The sequence below is a fragment of the Bacillus cereus group sp. BfR-BA-01310 genome (genome assembly GCF_022664325.1).
GTDB classification, from domain to species: domain Bacteria; phylum Bacillota; class Bacilli; order Bacillales; family Bacillaceae_G; genus Bacillus_A; species Bacillus_A paramycoides.
This window is the reverse complement of record NZ_JAKUHD010000001.1, coordinates 515,849-540,000: the sequence shown is the minus strand read 5'-3', so window position 1 is coordinate 540,000 and position 24,152 is coordinate 515,849. Positions and strand designations below refer to the sequence as shown.

Sequence of the window (24,152 nt, the reverse complement as noted above, 5' to 3'; positions counted from 1 at the left end):
ATAAGGCCTTTTCTATTACCATTTTAATATTGAGAATCCATACGGAAGGAGTGTAACTTGTAGTACACTTGCTTCCGCTGAAAATTCTTCATTTGTATATATATCGATTATTTTTTTTCCGGTAATATGAAGAGGGAGTGGAGCTGTAATTTCGTTGTTAGTAGGATTTAAAACGAAAAAGATAGTTTCACCTTCATATGTTTTTGTATAAGAAATATAATTATGTTCATCATTTGCTTCAATAAATTGAAAAGCACCATTTCCTCCAAATGCTTTATATTGTTTCCGTAATGAAATTAATGTTTGTATATGTGTGAATAATAGGTGGTCTTGTTCTTTTATATCCCAAATCATACATTTACGACAACCTGGGTCCATTCCGCCATCCATACCGATTTCGTCTCCGTAATAAATACAAGGAGAACCAATGAAGGAAAGGGGGAATACATAGAGTAACTTTAACTTGTTTTTATCCCCGTTACATGTCGTTAAAATTCTTGGTGTGTCATGACTGTCTAATAAATGAAATGCAGCCTCGTTTACATTCATAGAGTAGGAATGTAAAGATTCTGTAATTTGTTTCATAAATTCACTTGCTTTAATGGAATCGTTAGCAAAGTAAGAAAGCAAAGCATTTGTAACAGGGTAGCTCATGACAGCATCAAATTGATCACCTTGTAGCCATGGGAGTGCATCGTGCCAAATTTCTCCTAAAATATATACTTCAGGATTTATTGCTTTTATTTCACTTCGGAATTCTCTCCAAAAACTATGATCGACTTCATTTGCTACATCAAGGCGCCAACCATCTATATGGAATTCTCTTACCCAATAACGACCTACTTCAAGTAAGTATTCTTTTACATCTGGGTGTGCAGTATTTAATTTAGGCATATATGGTGTAAACGCGAAAGTATCGTAATTAGGAAGTGGCTCGGTTATGATCGGAAATTCATGAATGTGGAACCACTCTTTATAAGCTGACTTCTCGCCATTTTCTAGTACGTCTTGGAATTTATCGAAAAAATATCCGCTATGATTAAAAACAGCGTCAAGCATTACTTTTATACCATGTTTATGACACGCCTGAACGAGTTCTTTAAAAGTTTCTTTTGTCCCAAATTGTGGATCAATTTCCATGTAGTCAATTGTGTCATATTTATGATTCGAATGAGCTTTAAAAATAGGAGTGAAATAAATGCCGGAGATTCCAAGCTTCGCAAGATAATTAAGATTTTGAAGAATCCCAGCAAAGTCACCTCCGAAAAAATTAGTCGCAGTTGGCTCTGTACTTCCCCAAGGAAGGGTATTCTTTGGATTTATTGCGCTATCCCCGTTAGCAAATCGTTCTGGGAAAATTTGATACCATACTGTGTCTTTAATCCAGGACGGGGCTTTGAAAACATCTTTTGCATGAATAAACGGAAAACAGAAAAAGTTACCAACATCGTCATTTGGGATGTTAGAAAAAAAACCGCGCTCTGTATAAATAAGAGTTTCTGCATCATTTTTTAATTCAAATCCATAACGTAAGCGTTTAAACTTTGGTTCAATCGAAATTGACCAATAATCAAATAGCTCAGTAGAACCAGTTTTTTTCATCGGTGTACTTGCTGTAATCCATTTCCCATCTTGCCATTCGTAAGGATCACCGTAGATAAGAGTGGCGGTGTGAACATCGTTTCTTTTTGTACGCATCCGGATGTGAATCGTTTTTTCGTCGTAAGCGTATGCATAATTATCTTTTGGCCTATGATAAATCGCTTCTTTAAACATATAGAAAATCCCCCTTTAATATCTCTATACATATCGTTCCCTTAAACGTAATAATAAAGAATGTGTTGCAAACGATTGCTTTTCTCATAACTTTAATATTGCTTATAAGAGTAGTATTCATTTCATATAAAGTCAATGTATAAAGAGTAGAAGAAGATTATTTTGAAAATTAATATTTGCAAAATGAATAAAAGGATGTATAATGATAGACAAATAGCGCAAACGTTTTCATAGATTATGATATTGTTTGCGCTTCTATTAAACCATCTAATGCAAACGTTTTCAATCAAAAGGTACATAGACAATTTAGGGAGGTTTTTGGGATGAAGAAAGCATTATCACTATTAACGATTTCAGCATTGTCAATCGGTATGTTATCTGCATGTGGACCGAAAGATTCAGGGAAAAAAGAAGCAAGTAAAGAGAAGAAGGATTATGATCTTCTCGTTTGGGAAGATGAGAAAAAAGGTGTTGGTCTAGAGCCGGCAGTGGAAAGTTTTGAAAAGAAATATAATGTGAAAGTAAAAGTTGTAGAGGTTCAGATGACGAAACAAATAGAAAAACTTCGTCTCGACGGTCCAGCTGGTACAGGACCAGATGTTGTAACATTACCGCATGATCATATTGGTAATGCGGTAACAGAAGGGCTACTTTCAGAGGTGAAAGTGGATGATACGGTAAAAAATAAATTTACAGATCTATCAATAAAGGCACAAACATACGACGGAAAACTATACGGTTTACCAAAAGCAATTGAAACACCAATTTTTATTTACAATAAAAAATTAATGCAAAAAGCACCAGAAACGATGGACGAGCTGTTTAACTTCTCAAAAGACTTTACGAAGGATGGCAAGTACGGATTTTTAGCATTAGGAGATAACTTCTACTTTGCTAACGCGTTTATGGCGGGTATGGGCGGTTATGTATTTGGTGAAAAAGATGGAAAACTGACTCCGACAGATATTGGATTAAATAATAGTGGTGCAGTACAAGGTGCTGAATATATTCAAAAATGGTATAAAGAAAAATTATTACCAAAAGGAATTATTGGTGAATCTGGCGGTTCAGCTGCAGATGGATTATTTAATGAAGGAAAAGCAGCATCTATTATGAACGGACCATGGGCATTCCAAGCGATGGAAAAGGCTGGAATTGATTATGGTGTTGCTCCAATGCCGAAATTACCAAATGGTCAACCGATGAAAACATTTGTTGGGGTAAAAGGATGGCATGTAACAAGCTTCTCTAAACAAAATGATTTAGCTACAAAATTTACTGAGTGGGTAACAAATGAAGAAAATGCAAAAATTCGATTTGAGAAAACAAAAGAAATTCCTCCAGTAAAATCAGTGATGGAAGATCCAGTTATTAAAGATAATGAGGCTGCAAAAGCAGTTGCGACTCAATCAGAAAATGGAATTCCAATGCCAAATATTCCAGAAATGCAAGAAGTTTGGAAACCAGCTGGAGATGCGCTTCAATTAGTTGTATCAAATAAACAAGAGCCAAAAGCAGCACTTGATGATGCAGTGAAACAAATTAAAGGTAATATTGAGGCAAATCATAGTAAGAAAAAATAAGGTGAAATTCGTGCCTCTAAATATGAGAGGCACGAATTCTCTCCCTTCCAAGTAGGAAGAAAAAAGGGGGAAGGAACATGCAAACATCTATAGAACCAACGAAAGATGTGAACGGTTCAAAGCATAGGAAATTAGCGACCATGTTATCAATCATTCCAGGCATTGGTCAACTATATAATAAACAATACGTAAAAGGTCTTATTTTTCTAGTACTAACAGGTTCATTTATTGTAGCATTTGCTGATTTATTAAATATAGGATTATGGGGAATTGTAACACTAGGTACAGAAGTTCCACGCGACCATTCTGTCTTTCTATTAGTAGAAGGGATTTTGGCACTTATCGTCATAGTGTTCGGACTAGGAATATATGCATTTAATTTATATGATGCATATCAAAATGGGAAGAAACGTGATATAGGAACACCATTAAACTCAGTAAAAGAGCAATATCGTAACTTATTAGATCAAGGTTTTCCATATTTAATGGTTTCACCAGGGTTTCTATTACTTATCTTTGTTGTTGTATTTCCAATCATTTTCGTAATTTTAATTGGATTTACGAACTACGATTTGTATCATTCGCCACCAGCTAAATTAGTAGATTGGGTGAGCTTTAAAAACTTTATTGATATTTTCACATTACCAATGTGGAGAGATACATTTTTAAGTGTATTCTCTTGGACTGTCATTTGGACATTCGTTGCAACGACATTACAAGTAGCACTTGGAATTTTTTTAGCGATTATCGTAAATCAGCCTGGTATTAAAGGGAAGGCGATTATTCGTACAATCTTTATTTTACCGTGGGCTGTTCCAGCATTCGTGTCTATTCTTGTATTTGCTGGTATGTTTAATGAGACATTTGGAGCGATTAACAATCAAGTATTAGATTTATTCGGAATTGAAAAGGTTGCTTGGATGACTGATCCATTTTGGTCGAAAATCGCTTTAATTATGATTCAAACATGGCTTGGCTTCCCGTTTATCTTTGCAATGACGACAGGTATATTGCAATCGATTCCAGGAGAATTATATGAAGCAGCTACAGTAGATGGTGCAACAGCTTGGCAACAGTTCCGCAAAATTACATTGCCACTTGTTTTATATGCAACAGCGCCAATATTAATTACGCAATATACGTTTAACTTTAATAACTTTAGTATTATTTATCTATTTAATAGCGGGGGACCTGCTGTGTCTGGACAAAATGCAGGTGGAACGGATATTTTAATTTCATGGATCTATAAGTTAACGATGACTTCGGCGCAGTACGGAAAAGCAGCAGCTCTTACAATGATTTTATCGTTAATCGTTATTACAGTTGCGTTATGGCAATTTAAGAGAACAAAATCATTCCAAGAAGAGGATATGATGTAAATGAATATTAAACGACAAAAGATGTTACGTCTTTCATTAAGTTATTTCGTTATCTTCATAATGTGTGTCATTATTTTCTATCCATTGCTATGGATTATTGGCTCATCGTTTAATCCAGGAGATAGTTTGTCTGGTTCTAGCATTATTCCGAAAAATGCAACGTTAGATCATTATCGTCAGCTACTTGATCTTGATTCAAGTAATTACTTACTTTGGTATAAAAATACTTTAAAAATTAGTGTAATGACGATGATCTTTTCGGTGTTAGCAATTAGCTTTACTGCTTATGCGTTTTCGAGATATCGTTTTGTTGGAAGAAAGAATGGTTTATTAACATTTTTAATTCTCCAAATGATCCCGAACTTTGCAGCGTTAATCGCGCTATATATATTAGCTCAGTTAACAGGATTAATTGATACACATCTTGCATTAATTTTAATTTATGTAGGCGGAGCAATTCCGATGAATACATGGCTTATGAAAGGGTACTTTGATACAATTCCGAAAGAGTTGGATGAATCAGCTCGTATGGATGGAGCAGGGCATTTTCGTATTTTCTGGCAAATTATTATGCCACTTGCAAAACCAATCGTAGCGGTTGTAGCGTTATTCACTTTCATCGGTCCGTTTACGGATTTTATTTTAGCAAGTGTTATTTTGCGCACACCGGAAAATTATACTTTAGCAGTTGGATTATATGAAATGGTAGCGAAAAAATTTGGTAATGAATTTACGACATTTGCAGCGGGTTCAGTATTAATTGCAATACCAATTTCGATTTTATTCCTATCATTACAAAAATACTTTATTTCTGGTTTAACAGCTGGAGGTACGAAAGGATGAAAATGGGACATTACGTCCCATTTCTCTTTTCATCTCCCTATAAAAAATTTGTAGGGAGATGAAAAGAGATTTGACATCACATGCGAAAAGATGTGAAATAAATAGTATATTATAGTATAGGAAAATAAAGCTATATCCCTTACAATACATGGAGAGGGAGAAGATAATAATTTTTGCAAGATAGAACGAAGTGATGAAAGTTTGTGATTTCTCCTATTACTTGCAACGATTGCGAGATAACAATATATGAAATATGGCAGAAAAGTGAGAGGAGGGGATTTTTATGACAGTTACAATTAAAGATGTGGCGAAGAAAGCAAATGTTGCGCCATCGACGGTTTCACGTGTAATTGCTGATAATCCAAGTATAAGTGAAAAAACAAAGCGCCGTGTTCGAAAAGTAATGAGTGAACTAGGCTATCACCCGAATTTAAATGCAAGAAACCTTGCGAACCAAACAACGAAAACGCTTGGGCTCGTTATGCCGAGTTCGGCAAGTAAAGCTTTTCAAAATCCGTTTTTCCCAGAAGTTATAAGAGGAATTAGCTCATTCGCACACATGGAAGGGTATGCGCTCTATATGTCGACAGGTGAAACGGAAGACGAAATTTTTAATGGTGTTGTAAAGATGGTACAAGGGCGTCAAATTGGTGGAATTATTCTTTTATATTCAAGAGAAAACGACCGAATCATTCAGTATTTGCATAATCAAAATTTCCCGTTTGTTTTAATCGGAAAACCATATGATCGAAAAGATGAAATTACATATGTAGATAATGACAATTATACGGCTGCAAGAGAAGTAGCGGAATATTTGATTTCATTAGGGCATAAACAAATCGCGTTCATTGGCGGTGGCTCAGATTTACTTGTAACGAGAGATCGTTTGGCAGGTATGAGTGATGCTTTGAAACTAGCAGACATTTTATTACCGAAAGAGTACATTTTACATTTTGATTTCTCAAGAGAAGGTGGACAACAGGCTGTAGAGGAGTTAATGGGACTTGAACAACCACCGACAGCAATTATGGCAACTGATGATTTAATTGGACTTGGCGTACTAAGCGCACTTTCTAAAAAAGGGTTCGTTGTACCAAAGGATGTTTCTATTGTAAGCTTTAACAATGCCTTATTATCAGAAATAGCTAGTCCACCACTTTCGACAGTTGATGTGAATATTTATCAATTAGGGTATGAAGCAGCAAAAGCTTTAGTTGATAAGGTGGAGCATTCGGAGTCTACTGCAAAATGTATCATTATTCCGCATAAGTTATTGAAACGTCAAACTTGTGATCATTATGCATAAAAAAGCTAAGAGTTTAACTCTTAGCTTTTTGCTTTAGAAAGGCTTCTAAACGGTCACAGCCTTCTTTTAAAGTTTCGATACTATAAGCGTAGGAAAGGCGAAGGTAGCCTTCACCGTATTCAGAAAATGCCGTTCCAGGAACGACGGCCAGCCCAGCTTCTTTTACAAGATCAAGTGCAAAATCAAATGATGAAGATGTTAAGTTTCCGACATATGGGAATAAGTAAAACGCACCCGTTGGCTTCTCGACTGTTAAGCCCATTTGAATGAGTCTATTATATACATAATCAAGGCGCTTTTTATATTGGTGGCGCATCATCTTCGGTGCATCTTTAGCAGCTGTTAAAGCCTCGATTGCAGCATATTGGGCAATGGAAGTAGCGCATGTAACATTGTATTGGTGAACTTTTAAAATATGTTTTGCTAAATAGCTTGGGGCAAATAAAAGTCCGATACGCCAGCCAGTCATAGAGTGTGATTTTGATAAGCCGTTAATGACAATAGTCTTCTCTCGCATTTCTGGGAAATGAGCAATAGACATGTGCTTTTCTTCATATACAAGTTCACTATAAATTTCATCAGAAAGAACGAATATATTTTTATCTTTTAAGACAGATACAATATCTTTTAATTCTTCTTTTGATAGGGTAACACCAGTTGGATTAGAAGGATACGGTAAAACAACGCATCTTGTTCGTTCAGTAATTGCATTTTGCAATGCTTCAGCTGTTAAACGAAAACCAGTTTCACGAACATCTATAAAAATAGGCGTTGCACCGCATAGTCGAATAATAGGCTCGTAACCTGGATAAATAGGAGCAGGTAAAATCACTTCCGTTCCTGGTTCCAAAATTGTACGGAATGCAACATCAATCGCTTCGCTAGCACCGATTGTAACAATGGTTTCGTTTTCAGGTGAATAGTGTAAATCGTAATTATCTTTTACAAAGTTACAAGCCGCCTCGCGTAATTTTAGTAAACCAGCGTTATGTGTATAGCTTGTATAATTTTCTGTAATGGCCCGTTTAGCAGCTTCTTTTACTAGAGAAGGTGTAGGGAAATCGGGTTGCCCAATTGTTAAAGAGATAAGATTATCATAGTTTTGAATCATGTTAGAGAACTGGCGGATTCCAGAAATTTGGATGTCCTTCACTCTAGGGTTAATGAATTGTTCCATTGTATCTCCCTTTCTTCCGTTTGAAAATTAAGTTCATTTTATCATATTTTTCATTATTACGCTTTGTATATAAACTTTATCCTGCTATTGGTGAGCGGTAAGGATCTCCTATATTAAAATTCAATGGAAGTAAGAGATAAGAACAGATTAGGTGTGAGGTAATTAAGATTTCCCTTCAATCTAGGTATAAATGTTGCTGTACGTATTGCACAAAAAAAGCCGCTGAAAGCGACTTTTTAATAACCGTATTCCCAATCTATTTCATCTTCGTTCCAAAGTACTGAAGATACTTTGCCAAGATGGACAACAGATTTATTTACAGCACATGTACAGTTTTCTTCCCCCGTTTTATGTTGCAATTCTTCGTATACTGATTTTTCAACGTTTTCTAGCACAACCAAATTTTCTTCTTTTAAAACAAGCGTAGTACCCGCCATATTTATCTTCCTCCTACTAAAGTAATGATCACTTATTTGTAAACATAGATAGTATGGATTATATGCTGTATTTTGCGATAGTTGTCCGTCCAGTGAAGTGTTTTTTATTTTCTTTGTAATCCGTATTCATTGTATACTGCACGAAGGAAATTTGGTACAGGGTTTACAATCATTTCGGAAATCTGTAACATTTATTATTAGTTGTTAACAAATAATTAACAAATATGTTAAGAAAAATCAAAATTTTAAAACAAATAGACTTATAAATGATATAATCATATCAAAATACATATAGGGGATGAGAGGCTATGGAGCTTATCCGTGATTTAATGATCCAAATTGCCATCATTATTTTGCCACTATTTTTATATGAAGCGATTCGTTTAAATCGTTATCAAGAAATGCTTCCGAAGCCTAATCGCTACTTTATTATGTTTTTATCTAGCGTTACACTCGTTCTCTCCATGACATATTCTATTTGCTTTGGTACCGTTTGCGGATACAATTTTCATCCAATCCCGATTGTTAGTGGTTTTTTATATGGTGGGATTGTTGGGCTCATCCCTGCCATTATTTTTGTTACATATGAATGGTTTTTAAAGGGAATCAGTTGGTTTCCTATCGTAGAAGTAATATTTCTTTCGATAATTCCATTGTTCTTGTCAAAGAAATGGTCTCTTTTTTCAAGAGATAAGAAGCTAATATTAGCTTTTATGATTTCATCAGTTTATGTTCTTGTTTCATTAGTATTTAGCATGTTTAATGTCCTTTTGGAAACAGGTTTTACACCATATATATCTCATCTATATAGTAGGTATATATTTGCTTCACTTATTATGGTTATGACAATGGTATTTCAAGTATATTTGACTGAGTATTTAAATGAGAATGCATTATTGCGTACAGAGATGCAAAAATCAGAAAAACTTAATATTGTAAGTGAGTTAGCTGCAAGTGTAGCGCATGAAGTTCGAAATCCCCTCACTGTTGTACGGGGATTTATCCAATTACTAGAGAGTACGGAAGACGTGAAAAATAAAGAGTATATGCGTCTCGTATTAGCTGAACTAGATCGTGCCGAACAAATTATTTCAGATTATTTGAATTTAGCAAGGCCACAAATTGAAAAGAAAGAACATATTTGTTTATCAGCGCAATTGATTGAAATGACAACTCTTATGTCATCATTTGCAGCGATGCAAGGTGTATATTTGCAAGTTGAGATTTCTGAGAGTCTTTACACAATCGGTGATAAGACGAAGTTGAAGCAAGCTATTATGAATGTTGTTAAAAACGGTATTGAAGCAATTCAAGGAAACAAAGGGTATTTAAAAGTAACAGCTGTTCAAAAAGATGAAATGATCGTAATAAGAGTTAAAGATAGTGGTGTTGGAATGACAAAAGAACAGTTAGCAAGGCTTGGACAACCTTATTATTCTTTGAAAGAAAAAGGAACAGGATTAGGCCTTATGGTAACATTTAGTATTCTACAAGCACATAATGGTACACTGGAATATAAAAGTGAAAGTGGAGAAGGAACTGAAGCGATTATTATATTGCCAGCTGTAAGAAATAAGGAATAAAAGTTACCGGTAGAAGGTAACTTTTTATTTTATGTTACATTAGAAAAATATATATGATTTTACTCATTTGTTTTTTCTTGTTTTGTTCGAACAAATAAACTTCTAAATGATTGAAAGAAGCTTTGCTCTTTTGAGGCGGCGACTAATCTTTTTGTTTCTTGAATTTCGCGAATAACTTGCATAAGCTGTGCATCACGGCTACTGTCTTTATTGTAAATTTGGTTGACAAGTTTATTCATTTTCTCTTCTTGTTTGGATTCTCGCTTATACATATGATTCATTAATAAGTCCATCTTTTCTTTTTGGAGTGCATCTGTTTGAGCAGCATGATCAACTAGCTCTTGTAGCATTTTTTCTTGTGAACCTTCTTTGACATAAACTTGTTGCATCAGTTCATCTAACTTCTCATCTTTTAAACGATTTTGTGTAATAAGGGTAGAATTTTGATGAATAATTGCCTCATTTAATTGAGCGAGCATTTCAAGCTTTAACATGAATTCTTCAAAGTTACGCCCGTCATCTTTTGTTTGTACTTCTTGTTTGTTTTGTGCAATTGGTATTGGGGGATTATCTTTTTCCTTTAAAATAATTGGAATTGTTTCTGAAATATCTTCTTGTAATGTCGCTGCTCTTTCGTGTATGGATTTTAATAGTTTTAAATCATCCATTCTATAAATACGCGCATCAGCAGCTTTTGAAATGATATAACCATGTTCCTCTAAAAGTTGACTATATTTTCGAACTGTATGTTTTGGGATGCCTGTTTTATTCGTGACATCTTTCGTTTTATAAATTGCTTCCATGAAATTTCCTCCCCAAAAAGTATCGTATATACCAATTCAATCTTTTATGATAACTTCCTTTGAAAAAGAATGTCGGAAGGTTATTAGTTTTCTACAGGATTAGTGAAAAGGTGAGGGAAAATGAATGTTTTTGGCGGAATGGAGAGGAAGAGCTAAAATAATGTCTGAAAACATATATAGAAGAAGTTTGTTATAATAACTGAGGAAAAGAAATTGGTAGGAACATGGAGGTACACATGAAGCAATTAAAAGGTATTATCATTTCAATTATTGCAATTCTTTCTCTGCTGGTAGCGGTCTATGAAGTACTTATTCCAGAGGAGACAAGTAATAAAAAAACAACAACTACGTATGATCAAGTTTTAGAGTTCCCGAAAGAACGTTATCCAGAGACGGGAAAACATATAACGGATGCTATAAAAGAAGGGCATTCAGAAATTTGTACAATTGATCGTAATGGTGCAGCGGATAGAAGGAAATTATCGTTAGCACCATATCCGTCGAAGAAAGGTTATGATCGCGATGAATGGCCAATGGCGATGTGTAAGGAAGGCGGAAAAGGAGCTCATATTGAATATATAAGTCCAGCAGATAATCGTGGTGCAGGTTCTTGGGTAGGGAATAAGCTAGATAAATATCCAGATGGTACGCGTGTGAAATTTGAAGTGAAGTAGTAACCGGCGTACATTTCATAGTGGAGGAGAAGGATAGTTATGGAATTAACAATTTCATATTCGCAATTAATGGTGATGAACTCTGATAATCAGCAGCCTTATGTAGATTGGACTCCTGAAGATTTTGAAAGAGGTTATGCTGAGGTGGATGGAGCGATTATTTTTGAAGCAATCTCTGACTATACTTGTGAAGTGGAAGTGACTTGTGGAAAGCATATTGAGAAGGAAGAAGTGGTTCGAACGATATCAGTTCCTTTCACTGTGAAGAATGAAGGAGTTTTTATAACGAGTATTCTTTCTAATAAATTTCATATTCCTATTCCGAATGGGGAATATATGATAGTCTTGCAGGCGACTCCTCTTGAAAAGCCAACAGACGATGAATTGTATAAAGTACGATACGACTTCTGTTTTGAGAGTGTAGAATAAAAAAACGTGTTATCCTTTTTGAAGGATAACACGTTTTTTTATTATGCATTTGTCTTTAGGAGAGAACGAGCGTCTTTCGCTGCCTGAACCATATACTCTAAGGCAGGTATAACTTCTTCGGTTCTTCTAGTTTTTAAACCACAGTCTGGATTAATCCAGAAATATTTAGGATCACATACTTGTAAAGATTGTTCTACGATTGTAAACATTTCGTCTTTACTTGGGACACGTGGGCTATGAATGTCATATACACCTAGACCAATTCCTTTTTCATATGTTGTATGTTTTAATGTATCAATAAATTCCCCATGACTTCTTGATGTTTCGATGGAAATAACATCTGCATCTAATGCGCGAATTGCATCTACAATATCTTCGAAGTTACTGTAACACATATGAGTGTGAATTTGTGTTTCATTTTCTACAGAAGATGTTGCTAAAAGGAATGATTGAACTGCCCATGTAATATATGCATTCCAATCTTTTTCTTTTAACGGCATTCCTTCACGAAGTGCTGGCTCATCGACTTGGATTACCCTAATTCCGGAAGATTCAAGTAATTCAATTTCATGACGAAGTGCTAATGCAATTTGATATGAAACTTCTTTTCTTGAAATGTCATTTCGAACGAATGACCAATTTAAAATAGTGACAGGTCCAGTTAGCATACCCTTTACTACTTTCTCTGTTAAGCTTTGTGCATATACAGTTTCTTTAATAGTCATTCCATTTATAAAGGCAACATCGCCATAAATAACAGGTGGTTTCACACAGCGAGAGCCGTATGATTGTACCCATCCATTTTTAGTAAAGGAGAAGCCAGCAAGTCTTTCACCAAAGTATTCGACCATGTCAGTTCTTTCGAATTCACCGTGTACTAGGACATCAAGACCAATATCTTCTTGGTAACGAATCCACTTCTCAGTTTCCTTTTCAATGAATTGATTATATTGTTCATTTGTAATATCGCCGTTACGCCACTGTTTACGTGTTTGACGAACTTCAGTCGTTTGTGGGAAGCTACCGATAGTTGTTGTTGGTAACAGTGGTAACTGTAAAGCCACTTGCTGTAATTCATATCTTTTTTCAAATGGAAGAGGACGTGAGAAATCATCTTCTTTAAGTGCTGTACGCGCTGCTTTTACATCTTCACGATTACGTGCAGCTGATGAACGGATTGCATGATGTACATTACGATATGTTGTCAGCTCGTCACTGATGCTTTCAACACCTTTAGTAAGAGCAGATTGGATAAGGACTAGTTCTTCTAACTTTTGATTGGCAAATGCAAGTGCATCAAATAGTTCGGTTGATAAATGCTTTTCTTCTGTTTTATCAATTGGAGTATGCAATAAGCTACAAGAAGGTTGAACAATTAAACCTTCGACTGTGACTTGATTTTGTAATGTTGTAAATAAAGAAAGTATATCATCAAGATCAGCTCTCCAAATGTTACGTCCATCTATACAACCGATAGCTAAAATTTTATCAGCTGGGAATCCATATTTTGAAATAGCATTTACATTACCTTCTTTGCCATGAACAAAGTCTAATCCAATACCAGAAACAGGGAATGTAATAATTTCTTCATAGTTTTCTTCTACACTATCAAAATATGTTTGTAGAATAAGGTTAGCATTTGGAACTTCTTTATGAATAGCTTCGTAAAGTTCTTTCGCTTGATTAATTTCATCTTTTGTTAAAGATGCAAAGATTGGTTCGTCAACTTGAATAATTTGTGCTCCAGCTTCGTGTAATTCAGAGAATAATTGTACGTAAGGTGCAACTAGCTGTTTTAAAATAGTGGCAAATTGATCTTCGGTATAACCTTTTGCTAGTTTTAGGAATGTATAAGGTCCTAAAATAACTGGTTTTCCATCGACGCCTAATTCTTTTTTTGCTTCTTCATATAAACGAAGGGGACGATTGTCTTTTAAAGAGATTTGTAACCCTTCTTCATATTCAGGAACAATATAATGATAGTTTGTGTTAAACCACTTTGTCATTTCAGAAGCAACATGATCTTTAGATCCACGTGCCATTGCAAAATATACATCAAGATAAGATGTAAACTCTGAAAAACGTGATGGGATGAATCCTAACATGTAGGCTGTATCCAGAACGTGGTCATAATATGTAAAATCGCCTATTGGAATTAATTCAATTCCTTTTTCTTGCTGTACCTTTACGTGTTGAAGGCGGATGTCTTTCATTGTCGTTAAAAATGTCTCTTCATCAATTTTATTGGACCAAAAAGCTTCCAATGTTTTTTTCCACTCTCGTTGTAGTCCGATACGTGGATAACCTAAGTTACTTGTTTGAATTGCCATTTCAAATTCCTCCCTAATTGAAAGTAAGCATTTCCGTTTACTAGGAAATACCTATAACAAAAAGCATAAAGGCATAGAAAATAAGCCTTCCTTTTTGTTCTTAACACCTCATCATCATCCGTGAGTCTATCAGTGTTGTTAAAATAGGCAGGTCTCCTGACTTATGCTTCATATAATTTCTTTCACCTTCCCGTTTTCACAGTGGCACAAAAAAGAAATCTCAGCATTTACAGTGGCGGGACCGTGTTGGAGTTTCACCAAACTTCCCTTTTAAACACGAAATAAAATTTTCGTGTACCTATTTTCCTTTTGAAAGGAATTTAACAAGCGATATGATATTGAAACAAATTCTAACATAATTTTTGGAATTTTGTCTACTGTTTTAAAATAAGAAAATTCTAAAGTTTTTACTTCTCTGTATTTGTAATTTTGAAAATATTTAGGCTGGTTTTTATACTAGAATGAGGTCGTTTTGAACTGTAACAAAATGGTGGGATTAAGTTTTTCTAAAAGAGGTGATACCTCTTTTAGAAAAACTTAATCAGTCTCTACTCCTATTTCTGAAAGGCGACTTGCAGTTGCATCTTTTAGGAGTGTGTTTAGCCAGCGCAATTCAACATTAATATGCTCAATGACGCTCTGTAAAATATATAGTTGGGCACGAGGTACTGTTTGTTTGTTATGATCGTATATTGTTTGCATTGTATGTAAGTATTGAACCGTATCATCTCTCTTTTTTTCTAAAATAGGAACTAGTGCTTGTTCGTCACTAAAGTGAGCGAAAGAGAGCGCTGAATAAATTGGTTTATATATTTGGTTTTTTGCTTCAAATTGTTTTAATAATAAAGTATGGAAAAGGTTTTTTCCTTCCTCGGTTATATGGAAGATTGTTTTATCTGGTCTATTCGTATCTCGAACAATATTTGTAACACGAATTGCACCTTGCTTTTCTAATTGCTCGAAGGCATAGTATAGTGATCCCTTGGCATATTTAATATAACAATCCATTTGTCTTTCTTTCATTATGTGCTGTACTTCATATGGATGCTTATCCCCTTCGAGTAGCAAGCCGAGAATGACTAATTTCATACTCATGCTGTCTCAACTCCTGTATATAGAAATTTTATACATATTATAAACGGTATATCCTCTTTCATAAAGGGATATACCGTTTCATTTTTCCATATTAGCTTACTTGTTTTTGTTTTTGTTTCGTTTTTGGTCCTGTTAAAAGACGTTCTTTTCCCATAAGTAAAATACAGATTATACTTAGTATAGCTGGGATAAGTGCCCAAAAAAATGTATTAGCAATAGATGTTGCAAGGGCATCCTTAATTCCGCTTAGTATTTCAGGTGGTAGCTTTTCAGTAGCGTTTGGTGATAATAAGAAGCTGGTGTCTCCACCTTTTGGTGCCATTTTTGCTAATTCAGGAGGAAAGACTGCCTTTAATTTATCAGTGAAGATATGATTTTGAATCGTACCGAAAATAGTGACACCAAGGGTCATTCCTAGTGAACGGAAGAATGAATTTGTTGATGTAGCAGAACCGCGATCTCTCATTTCTAGTTTGTGAATAGATGCCATACTTAAAACTGAGAAGGAGAATCCAACTCCAAGTCCAGCGAGAATCATAAACATTGTTACGAGTGTACGAGGTGTTTCCATTGTTAAGGTGCTTAGTAAATAAATACCAAGAACGAAGAAAGCTCCAGATACCATCATAATGTTACGATAGCTTGTTCGTGAAGCTAACTGTCCACCAGTTTGACTCCCGATTACAGACCCTACCATCATTGGTGTTAAAATTAATCCAGCATTTGAGGCCGAACCACCGAGAACACCTTGAACGAAGATTGGAATATAAACTGTGCAGATGATAAAAGCTGCACCATAGAAAAAGGCAACCCCTTGGCTGGCTGCAAATAAAGGCTTTTTAAATAAATGGAAAGAAATAATAGGCTCAATCGCGTTTCTTTCTACGAAGAAGAAAATAATAAGCATAATAACAACTGCTGTAAATAAACCAATAATTACATTAGAATTCCATGCATATTCTTTACCGCCAAGTTCTAGAGCAAACATTAAACAAACGATACTAATGACCAGTGTAATGGCGCCAGCCCAGTCAATTTTTTGTTTTCGATATTCTAGAGACTCGTTGTAGTATTTAGTAATGAAGAAGAAGGAGATAAGTCCTAATGGAATATTAATATAGAAGACCCAGTGCCAGCTTATATAATCTGTAATATATGCACCTAATAAAGGTCCGAAAACACTAGATGTCCCGAAAACAGCACCAAATAGTCCTGTCATTTTCCCTCGTTTTTCAGGTGGGAATATATCATACATGATTGTAAATGCGATAGGCATAAGAGCGCCGCCACCAATTCCTTGAATGGCTCTATAAATACTTAGTTGTTCAATACTTGATGCTGTCCCGCAAAGGGCAGAACCGAATAAGAAAAGAATTAGTCCACCAATATAAAAACGTTTTCGTCCGTACATATCAGACAGCTTACCGAAAATAGGCATTCCGGCCATTGTTGCTACCATGTATGCAGATGTGACCCAAACGAATTTGTCGAACCCTCCTAGGTCTCCGACGATAGTTGCCATCGCGGTTGCGACTATTGTATTATCCATTGCTGCCATTAGAATACCAAGCAATAAACCAGCAACAACAAATTTTGTTTTGCTTGAGTCTTTTTTTGATAGTTGTGTTTCCAAATATAGCCCTCCTTTAATAAAAATTAAACTAACTTAAGTTTTTGGGTGCAGTGCATAAAAAACTTCATGTACAGTTTGTCTCGTTCCGGATTTATTTATAAAAAATTGCACTGACATGATATAAAGATTAGAAATCATAAATTATATTATAGTCAAATTTGACTAAAAGGCAAACTTTTTCTTTCACCAAATTATTCTCTTATCCCGTTATTTACGGGTAGTAAGACTTGACGTTATTACATAGTCAATGAGGGAAAATGTAAAAAAATATTTAATAAAGAATAGCCCCTGTCACCTATTAAAAATGGTTTTTTCTTTATATTGTCGAATAGGATAAAAGGAAGAGAAATAATTAATGCTGTTTGTAACAAGTTCCAATATTTTTTTGTGTGATTTATTATGTAGATAGGCAGAATAAAGTTGTATAGATGATACATCTGGAATGAGGTGAATTTACATTATGAAAATATGGAAACGAATTTCGGATCAAGGAAGGTATTTTATACCGTTGCAGCCTGTTTTGTGGATTGATGGTTCAAAAAAAGAAACGGAAATTCCTAATGTAGCCGTCACATTGCAAATCCGTAGTATGTATAAAGAAAAATTTTCATATGAACTAGCCTTTGATGTCAATGATATACTTATTATTCGTCTTGAAGTTGAAAATAAAGGAGTTGAAATGATTTCACGAGTTGTCGTAAGTCATATGATTCGTGACTATTTTGCGTATATCCCCAATTCTTTAAAGACAGATAAGGGGATAAGTGAATTTTTATTTCAGCTTGTAAGGTGGCGAATCGATAATTTATCACCAAATGAAAAAGTGGAATTAATTTGTAAAATAAAAGCAAATAAAGAGAAAGCTCCTCCAAATTCAGTATTTCAAGCTACATACACATGTCAATATAAAGGATTATCATATGGCCCACTGCAAACAAATGAAGTGGTTGTAAGGCAATGATAAAAAGGAACCTGAGTGAAAGGTTCCTTTTTTAATGAAGATTGTGTTTCTTGAGTAATTTCTTTTGTTCTATCCCTTTTTTTCCTACATAGTTATTTTTGTATCCAACATATAGAATGAATAGAAATGAACTAACATTTACTATAGCGTCAATTTGATCGTTTGTAATGAAGTTTATTCCGAAAGATTTAAATAGTAGTTTTAATGATAATAAAAAACCAGCTAGTAAGCGCATAATATCTGATAGATTTTCTTTTTGAGGCACAAAATCAATTGTATAATTATAGAAATTTGCAAGGTGATGAGTGAAACTTTGATTTGAAGAAGTATGATATGAAGAAATTTTCCTGTAACATTTTTTTGGATTTTGTTACAAAAAACATTTTTTTGTAACAAAATCCTTTAAAAATATATGTAATCAGCATATAATTATGTTGGATGTGTCAATGCATTTTGCACAATGCGTTTTATTTTAAAAGTGTAGAGGAAAATAAGCTCTACACTTTTCCTTTTTAGGAAATTAAAAGAATATTTGTAAGTTGTTGTGAGATAACCTTTGTACTGTGTAAAATGGACAAAGAGATTATTTGATAGAAAGCGGAAAGGGAATGATGGAATGATAGACGTGAGAGACCAACGATCATCTTTTATCAGGTGAATTATTATAGTTGTTCTTGCAGTTATTAAAACTGAGGTAAATTCCTTTGTGTTTGAAGCTATTACATAATTTGAAACTACTACATAATACAAATGTAGAAACGAAAAACGTAATTTTAAGTACTAAATTTGTGCAAGAAAAGAGAGAAACTGTACAAGCATGATAAATAATTATTGATGATCTTCGTAAAAAGATGTGAGGGTGAAATAGATGAAGAATTTACACATTTTGCATGGGATTTTTGGCGCGATGATCGTTTATTAATAGGAGGAATAGATGTTGAAATATAATAAATTAGCAATTGTAACTGCATTATCAATGACTTTACTAGCTGGTTGTTTCGGTCCGAAACCAGAAGAGGAACTATATGTTGCATTTGAGAATGCTGCCAAGCAAGAAAAAACAATGTTTGAAGATGCGAAAAAGCTTGAATCATTAGAGAAAGAAGGACAAGCATTATATAATCAAATTGTTCAAGAAGGAAAAGATAATAATCAGGCTGTTAAGGAAAAGCTTGATCAAGCAGTGAAAAATACAGATGAACGAGAAAAAGTTCTTATTAAAGAAAAAGATGCTTTAAATAAAGCGCAAGAAGAAGTGAAGTCAGCTGATAAGTATGTGGGGAAAATTGAAGATAATAAATTAAAGGACCAGGCGGATAAAGTAAAGAGTACTTATGAGAAACGACATGATTCATTTAAAAAAATGTATGATAGTTATAATAAATCTTTAAAGCAAGAAAAAGAATTGTATACAATGCTACAAGATAAAGGGACAAAATTAAAAGATATTAGTGAGAAAGTAAAGACAGTAAACCAATCTTATAAGGATATTGAGCAAGAAAAAGATAAGTTTAATGAATATACAAAATCATATAATACAGAAAAAGTTGCATTCTATAAGCAAGCAAATATTAAAATTAAAGAAGATAAAAAATAAAACAGTTTGGCCTATATTAGGCCAAACTGTTTTATTTTTTTGTATAGGTACGGCTATACCATGGAACTGGTTCGCTTAATTTTTTTTCTTGTTTTACTGCTTCCGGACCAATATAATCTTGAAGTGTTTTTTTTGCAATAGTTAAAGATAAGGTTGTTTTCGGATTTCGATAGGAGGATTCAAGATGACCAAGATGTGGTAGGGTGCGAAAATCATCTTTCGTAGGAGGGATATGGAAAAAATAATCACCTAAACGTATGAGAACATCAGATTGTTGTTGACTAAAACGCGGATTTCTAGAAAAATGTAATCCTTCTTTGATAGCTTTTTTTTCAGCAATGAGACGTTCTAAAGCGGTCTTTTTTAACCAGTATAAGTATTTAGGATTAGTTGCAGCTTTAGCATGTCGATTCACAACGAAAATAGATTGAGCTAGTCTGTTAATAGAATGTTGGTTATGTAATTGAGATTGTGGTTGTGAAGGTTTCATATTGAATCTCCTTTCAAGTTTTCCTTATTATAACATAAATAAAATAGGTTTTTATTATATGCAAAAAGTGATTGTATATATTTTCAATATTAAAGCAATATTGTTACAAAAAACAACTATTTTGTATAATAGTGATAGAATATGTTTTAGAAATTTGATAATGAAAGAGTGAGAAGTTTGAAAGAAATATTAAAACAACAATATGCCATTATAGACATAGGCTCCAATACAATGCGTTTAGTTATTTATGAAAAACAAAACGGGGGTTTTTATAAAGAGATTGAAAATACGAAAGTGGTTGCTAGGCTAAGAAATTATTTAGTCAATGGTGTATTAATTGAAGAAGGAATAGAAGTGTTGTTGCAAACATTATTTCAATTTCAAGAAAGTACACGATTCTATAAGTTGCATCATGTACTTTGTGTTGCAACGGCAACAATTAGACAGGCTGAGAATCAAGATGAAATTAAAAAACTTGTTGAAGGACAAACAGATTTTACTCTTAGAGTTTTATCAGAATATGAAGAAGCACGTTATGGTTATTTAGCAGTTATGAATTCTACTTCGTTTTCAGAAGGAATTACAGTTGATATCGGTGGGGGAAGTACAGAAGTTACATACTTCCGTAATAGAGAAATTTTAGAATACCACAGCTTTCCTTTTGGAGCACTTTCTTTAAAGCAACAATTTATTCAAGGTGATATTCCTACTATAGAGGAGTTAGATGAGATTAGAAGGTATTTATGTAGTCAATTCCGAACGCTACCATGGATAATCGATAAAAAATTGCCTCTTATCGCAATTGGGGGTAGTGCGAGGAACATGGTGAAAATCCATCAAAATTTAATTTGTTATCCTATAGCTGGACTACATTTATACAAAATGAAAGAAGAAGATATTAAAAATGTGAAAGATGAATTAAAACAATTATCATTCATAGAACTTCAAAAATTAGAAGGATTAGCAAAAGATCGAGCAGATACAATTATTCCAGCTGTCGAAGTATTTCATATGCTTGTTAATGTTATACAGGCACCGGCTTTTGTATTAAGCAAAAAAGGATTAAGAGAAGGTGTTTTCTATGAAGAATTAACGAAAGATTTGGGGATTTCATACTATCCGAATGTAGTGGAAGAAAGTTTACATTTATTATCATATGAATACGAATTAGATATGGAATTTGTTATTCAACTTATTAAACTAGGAACATTAATCTGTAAAAAACTTGAAGGAGTTGGACTCATTTCTATGTCAGCGAAAGACTGGGAAATATTCCATCAAGCAGCGAAAGTATTTAATATTGGAAAATATATAGATGAAGAAGCGAGCCGTTTACATACGTTTTACTTACTAGCGAACAAAACAATTGATGGTATGATGCATAAAGATCGAGTTAGATTAGCACTTATAGCTTCTTATAAATCAAAAATGTTATTTAAACAGCATTTGGCACTGTTTGAAGGGTGGTTTGATAAAAGTGAACAAAAGAAAATTCGATTATTAGGGGCTGTATTACAATTTTCGGCTGCTTTAAATGTGAGACAAAGGCCGCTTATTGAAACGATATATATAACGGAAAGTAAAGAAGGTTTAACATTCAGGATTTTATGTGAACAATCGGCATTAGCGGAAAAAGTCCAAGCGGAAAAACAAAAAAAACAGCTAGAAAGAGTATTAAAAACGAATATTAACTTAGTATTCGAATTAAAACAATAAATGGTACGGATGTCTTTACAAAAAATTAACACTTTAGAATATTGTAATTTGATAAAATAAAAGGAACTAAATTATATTAAAAAAGTTTCAAAGGGAAGTGTGAAGAGAATGGAATTGCTAAAGGGGAATTTAGTAAATTTAAATGATACAGCTTATTATAATAATCGTGAATTAAGCTGGCTAGCGTTTAATGAACGTGTACTACAAGAAGCACAAGATGAAAATAATCCACTTTTAGAAAGATTAAAGTTTATTAGTATTTTCAGTTCAAATTTAGATGAATTTTTTATGGTGCGCGTAGCAGGTTTGAAAGATCAAGTAAGTGCCGGATTTAATCAGCCAGAAAATAAGGCAGGTTTAACACCGAAGAAACAGTTAAATAAGATTGCGATAAAAGCTCATGAGTTAATGACTGTGCAGTATGACACATTTAAAAATTATGTATTACCGGCGCTTGAACTAGAGGGGATTGAACGTTTAACATTCCGTGATTTGACGAAAGAGCAAAGGGAATTTATCGAGGAGTATTTCGATGAACAAATATTTCCAGTTTTAACCCCTGTAGCTATTGATGCGTATCGTCCATTTCCGATGTTATTAAATAAAAGTTTGAATTTAGCTACTATTTTATATGATGAGAAGCAAGCTGAGGAAGAAAATCGAACGAAGTTAGGAATTGTGCAAGTACCTTCATTACTTGAGCGTTTCATATTTTTACCGAGTGAGGGACAAAAGCATAAATTTATTTTATTAGAAGATGTAATTAGTGGTTTTACCCATAAATTATTCACAGGATATAAAGTATCATCAGTTACTCGTTTTCGTATTACACGTAACGCGGATTTAACAATTCATGAAGAAGGTGCACGCGATTTATTAAAAGTAATTGAAAAAGAATTGAAAAAGCGTAAGTGGGGAGCTGCCGTTCGTTTAGAGGTCGGTAAAGAACACATTGATGAAAGAGTATTGGCGTTACTATATGAGGTGTTGGAAGTAAAAGATGAAGATGTGTACATGATGGATGGACCGCTAGATTTAACATGTTTATTCTCCTTATATAAAAAATTAGCGCCTTTATATGAGCATCTTGTATATCCGGCCCTTATTCCTCAACCTCCTCAAGATTTAGGTGATGAGGAAGATGTATTTGAAAAAGCGATAGAACATGATATTTTATTACACCATCCCTTTGAGTCGTTTCAGCCAGTCGTTGATTTTGTCCGTGATGCGGCAGAGGACTCGAATGTACTTGCGATTAAACAAACATTATATCGTGTAAGTGGAGACTCCCCAATAATTCAGGCTTTGAAGGTGGCGGCTGAAAAAGGAAAACAAGTGACGGTATTGGTTGAATTAAAGGCGAGGTTTGATGAAGAGAATAATGTTCATTGGGCTAAAGAACTGGAACAGGCTGGATGTCACGTTATTTACGGAGTAAGTCACTTAAAAACGCATAGTAAAATCACACTTGTTGTAAGGAGAAAAAACGGGAAAATCGAAAGGTTTGTACATCTTGGAACAGGAAATTATAATGATGCAACAGCGAAGTTGTATACTGATTTTGGATATATTACATCGCGAAAAGACTTTGGTGTAGATGCAACGAATTTCTTTAATTATTTGAGTGGTTATACAACGAAACCGCATTTTCATCATCTATCTGTTGCACCGTTTGATATAAGAGAGCAATTTATGGACTTAATAGATGAGGAAATCCGTTATCATAGACAATATGGAAATGGATATATTATCGCTAAGATGAATTCATTAACAGATAAACCATTAATAAAAAAAATGTATGAAGCATCACAAGCTGGGGTAAAGGTAGAGCTCATCGTTAGAGGGACATGTTGTTTAAGGCCTGGGATTCCAAATGTAAGTGAAAATATTCGTGTAGTTAGTGTTGTTGGAAGATATTTAGAACATAGTCGTATTTATTATTTCCATCATAATGGCGATGAAAAAATATATTTATCTTCAGCTGATTTGATGACGCGAAATATGGAAAAACGAGTAGAAATATCCTTCCCAATTTTAGATATTGAAATGAAAGCGAGAATAAAGGCAATTTTACAGCTTATTTTAGCTGATAACGTGAAAACACGTGAACAAAATAAAGATGGTGACTATTACTACATAATTAATAGTAGTATAGAAGAAATTGATAGCCAAGTGAACTTATTTAAGATGGCGTATCAAAATACAGACGCTGAATAATGAAAAAAAGTAAAAACCTCTTATTGCAATTAAGAGGTTTTTACTTTTTTCTCTATCATATGTTCCATAAATGGAAGAATGAGTAAAGAGAATAGTTTTTATTATAGGCATGTGATGAATCGG

20 protein-coding genes and 1 riboswitch are annotated in these 24,152 nt (G+C 34.0%); of the genes, 11 read left to right on the top strand and 9 right to left on the bottom strand.

Annotation, left to right across the window (positions count from 1 at the left end):
• Window positions 1-15 precede the first annotated feature (15 nt).
• Entirely contained in the window at window positions 16-1,776 is a 1,761-nt protein-coding gene (locus MR109_RS02700) for an alpha-glycosidase (protein ID WP_242270893.1), read from the bottom strand.
• A gap of 323 nt (window positions 1,777-2,099) precedes the next feature.
• Between MR109_RS02700 and MR109_RS02695 the strand changes: the two genes are divergently transcribed.
• The 4 genes from MR109_RS02695 to malR all read left to right on the top strand — a co-directional run bounded on the left by MR109_RS02695 (window position 2,100) and on the right by malR (window position 6,887).
• A complete protein-coding gene (locus MR109_RS02695) occupies window positions 2,100-3,359 on the top strand; it encodes an extracellular solute-binding protein (protein WP_242270891.1) in 1,260 nt (419 codons plus the stop codon).
• Between the two features lie 77 nt (window positions 3,360-3,436).
• Complete coding sequence (gene malC / locus MR109_RS02690) at window positions 3,437-4,738, top strand: maltosaccharide ABC transporter permease MalC (RefSeq protein WP_242270889.1); 1,302 nt, start codon at window positions 3,437-3,439, stop codon at window positions 4,736-4,738.
• Window positions 4,739-5,581 carry a maltosaccharide ABC transporter permease MalD gene (gene malD, locus MR109_RS02685; RefSeq protein WP_025150412.1) on the top strand — a complete coding sequence of 281 codons (843 nt, stop codon included), beginning with the start codon at window positions 4,739-4,741 and terminating at the stop codon, window positions 5,579-5,581.
• A gap of 283 nt (window positions 5,582-5,864) precedes the next feature.
• On the top strand, window positions 5,865-6,887 hold the full coding sequence (gene malR, locus MR109_RS02680; RefSeq protein ID WP_002173244.1) for a maltose operon transcriptional repressor MalR: 1,023 nt from the start codon (window positions 5,865-5,867) through the stop codon (window positions 6,885-6,887).
• A 13-nt stretch (window positions 6,888-6,900) separates the two neighbouring features.
• Here the strand turns inward: malR and MR109_RS02675 are convergent, their stop codons facing one another.
• Entirely contained in the window at window positions 6,901-8,064 is a 1,164-nt protein-coding gene (locus MR109_RS02675; protein ID WP_048374059.1) for an aminotransferase A, read from the bottom strand.
• Between the two features lie 236 nt (window positions 8,065-8,300).
• Complete coding sequence (locus MR109_RS02670) at window positions 8,301-8,501, bottom strand: hypothetical protein (RefSeq protein WP_071718831.1); 201 nt, start codon at window positions 8,499-8,501, stop codon at window positions 8,301-8,303.
• Window positions 8,502-8,809: 308 nt separating this feature from the next.
• On the opposite strand from MR109_RS02670, the gene kinB reads away from it, so the two are divergent.
• Window positions 8,810-10,084, top strand: a complete 1,275-nt coding sequence (gene kinB / locus MR109_RS02665; protein WP_242270887.1) for a sporulation sensor histidine kinase KinB — start codon at window positions 8,810-8,812, stop codon at window positions 10,082-10,084.
• A gap of 59 nt (window positions 10,085-10,143) precedes the next feature.
• On the opposite strand, the gene MR109_RS02660 is transcribed toward kinB, so the two are convergent.
• Window positions 10,144-10,887, bottom strand: a complete 744-nt coding sequence (locus tag MR109_RS02660; RefSeq protein WP_242270878.1) for a DUF3967 domain-containing protein — start codon at window positions 10,885-10,887, stop codon at window positions 10,144-10,146.
• 236 nt (window positions 10,888-11,123) lie between these two features.
• Between MR109_RS02660 and nucA the strand changes: the two genes are divergently transcribed.
• Entirely contained in the window at window positions 11,124-11,561 is a 438-nt protein-coding gene (gene nucA, locus MR109_RS02655; RefSeq protein WP_025150416.1) for a DNA-entry nuclease, read from the top strand.
• A gap of 39 nt (window positions 11,562-11,600) precedes the next feature.
• Window positions 11,601-11,990: a competence protein ComJ gene (comJ, locus tag MR109_RS02650; protein ID WP_242270876.1), complete on the top strand. Its 390-nt coding sequence runs from the start codon at window positions 11,601-11,603 to the stop codon at window positions 11,988-11,990.
• A gap of 41 nt (window positions 11,991-12,031) precedes the next feature.
• On the opposite strand, the gene metE is transcribed toward comJ, so the two are convergent.
• The 3 genes from metE to MR109_RS02635 all read right to left on the bottom strand — a co-directional run bounded on the left by metE (window position 12,032) and on the right by MR109_RS02635 (window position 17,048).
• The gene (gene metE / locus MR109_RS02645; RefSeq protein WP_242270874.1) at window positions 12,032-14,320 is read right to left on the bottom strand and encodes a 5-methyltetrahydropteroyltriglutamate--homocysteine S-methyltransferase; all 2,289 of its coding nucleotides are present in this window, start codon (window positions 14,318-14,320) and stop codon (window positions 12,032-12,034) included.
• Between the two features lie 129 nt (window positions 14,321-14,449).
• Window positions 14,450-14,637: riboswitch (cobalamin riboswitch) on the bottom strand.
• Window positions 14,638-14,857: 220 nt separating this feature from the next.
• Window positions 14,858-15,415: a PadR family transcriptional regulator gene (locus tag MR109_RS02640; protein WP_071718778.1), complete on the bottom strand. Its 558-nt coding sequence runs from the start codon at window positions 15,413-15,415 to the stop codon at window positions 14,858-14,860.
• Window positions 15,416-15,506: 91 nt separating this feature from the next.
• The gene (locus MR109_RS02635) at window positions 15,507-17,048 is read right to left on the bottom strand and encodes an MDR family MFS transporter (RefSeq protein WP_025147719.1); all 1,542 of its coding nucleotides are present in this window, start codon (window positions 17,046-17,048) and stop codon (window positions 15,507-15,509) included.
• Between the two features lie 460 nt (window positions 17,049-17,508).
• Here MR109_RS02635 and MR109_RS02630 point away from each other — a divergent pair, with 460 nt between their 5' ends.
• Window positions 17,509-18,009, top strand: a complete 501-nt coding sequence (locus tag MR109_RS02630) for a hypothetical protein (protein WP_048374052.1) — start codon at window positions 17,509-17,511, stop codon at window positions 18,007-18,009.
• Window positions 18,010-18,040: 31 nt separating this feature from the next.
• Here the strand turns inward: MR109_RS02630 and MR109_RS02625 are convergent, their stop codons facing one another.
• Window positions 18,041-18,274, bottom strand: a complete 234-nt coding sequence (locus MR109_RS02625; RefSeq protein WP_025147721.1) for a phage holin — start codon at window positions 18,272-18,274, stop codon at window positions 18,041-18,043.
• 669 nt (window positions 18,275-18,943) lie between these two features.
• Here MR109_RS02625 and MR109_RS02620 point away from each other — a divergent pair.
• Window positions 18,944-19,606, top strand: coding sequence for a YkyA family protein (locus MR109_RS02620; protein ID WP_048374050.1), 663 nt, complete (start codon window positions 18,944-18,946; stop codon window positions 19,604-19,606).
• Between the two features lie 31 nt (window positions 19,607-19,637).
• Here the strand turns inward: MR109_RS02620 and MR109_RS02615 are convergent, their stop codons facing one another.
• Complete coding sequence (locus MR109_RS02615) at window positions 19,638-20,096, bottom strand: YkyB family protein (protein ID WP_025147723.1); 459 nt, start codon at window positions 20,094-20,096, stop codon at window positions 19,638-19,640.
• A 177-nt stretch (window positions 20,097-20,273) separates the two neighbouring features.
• On the opposite strand from MR109_RS02615, the gene MR109_RS02610 reads away from it, so the two are divergent.
• Complete coding sequence (locus MR109_RS02610; RefSeq protein ID WP_242270873.1) at window positions 20,274-21,812, top strand: Ppx/GppA family phosphatase; 1,539 nt, start codon at window positions 20,274-20,276, stop codon at window positions 21,810-21,812.
• Window positions 21,813-21,920: 108 nt separating this feature from the next.
• Window positions 21,921-24,029 (top strand): polyphosphate kinase, encoded by a 2,109-nt coding sequence (locus tag MR109_RS02605; RefSeq protein ID WP_242270868.1) that lies wholly within the window; start codon window positions 21,921-21,923, stop codon window positions 24,027-24,029.
• Window positions 24,030-24,152: the final 123 nt, after the last annotated feature.

Coding starts and splice junctions, on each gene's coding strand:
- MR109_RS02700 (WP_242270893.1), bottom strand. CDS start 1,776: ATGTTTAAAGAAGCGATTTATCATAGGCCAAAAGATAATTATGCATAC.
- MR109_RS02695 (WP_242270891.1), top strand. CDS start 2,100: ATGAAGAAAGCATTATCACTATTAACGATTTCAGCATTGTCAATCGGT.
- malC (WP_242270889.1), top strand. CDS start 3,437: ATGCAAACATCTATAGAACCAACGAAAGATGTGAACGGTTCAAAGCAT.
- malD (WP_025150412.1), top strand. CDS start 4,739: ATGAATATTAAACGACAAAAGATGTTACGTCTTTCATTAAGTTATTTC.
- malR (WP_002173244.1), top strand. CDS start 5,865: ATGACAGTTACAATTAAAGATGTGGCGAAGAAAGCAAATGTTGCGCCA.
- MR109_RS02675 (WP_048374059.1), bottom strand. CDS start 8,064: ATGGAACAATTCATTAACCCTAGAGTGAAGGACATCCAAATTTCTGGA.
- MR109_RS02670 (WP_071718831.1), bottom strand. CDS start 8,501: ATGGCGGGTACTACGCTTGTTTTAAAAGAAGAAAATTTGGTTGTGCTA.
- kinB (WP_242270887.1), top strand. CDS start 8,810: ATGGAGCTTATCCGTGATTTAATGATCCAAATTGCCATCATTATTTTG.
- MR109_RS02660 (WP_242270878.1), bottom strand. CDS start 10,887: ATGGAAGCAATTTATAAAACGAAAGATGTCACGAATAAAACAGGCATC.
- nucA (WP_025150416.1), top strand. CDS start 11,124: ATGAAGCAATTAAAAGGTATTATCATTTCAATTATTGCAATTCTTTCT.
- comJ (WP_242270876.1), top strand. CDS start 11,601: ATGGAATTAACAATTTCATATTCGCAATTAATGGTGATGAACTCTGAT.
- metE (WP_242270874.1), bottom strand. CDS start 14,320: ATGGCAATTCAAACAAGTAACTTAGGTTATCCACGTATCGGACTACAA.
- MR109_RS02640 (WP_071718778.1), bottom strand. CDS start 15,415: ATGAGTATGAAATTAGTCATTCTCGGCTTGCTACTCGAAGGGGATAAG.
- MR109_RS02630 (WP_048374052.1), top strand. CDS start 17,509: ATGAAAATATGGAAACGAATTTCGGATCAAGGAAGGTATTTTATACCG.
- MR109_RS02620 (WP_048374050.1), top strand. CDS start 18,944: ATGTTGAAATATAATAAATTAGCAATTGTAACTGCATTATCAATGACT.
- MR109_RS02615 (WP_025147723.1), bottom strand. CDS start 20,096: ATGAAACCTTCACAACCACAATCTCAATTACATAACCAACATTCTATT.
- MR109_RS02605 (WP_242270868.1), top strand. CDS start 21,921: ATGGAATTGCTAAAGGGGAATTTAGTAAATTTAAATGATACAGCTTAT.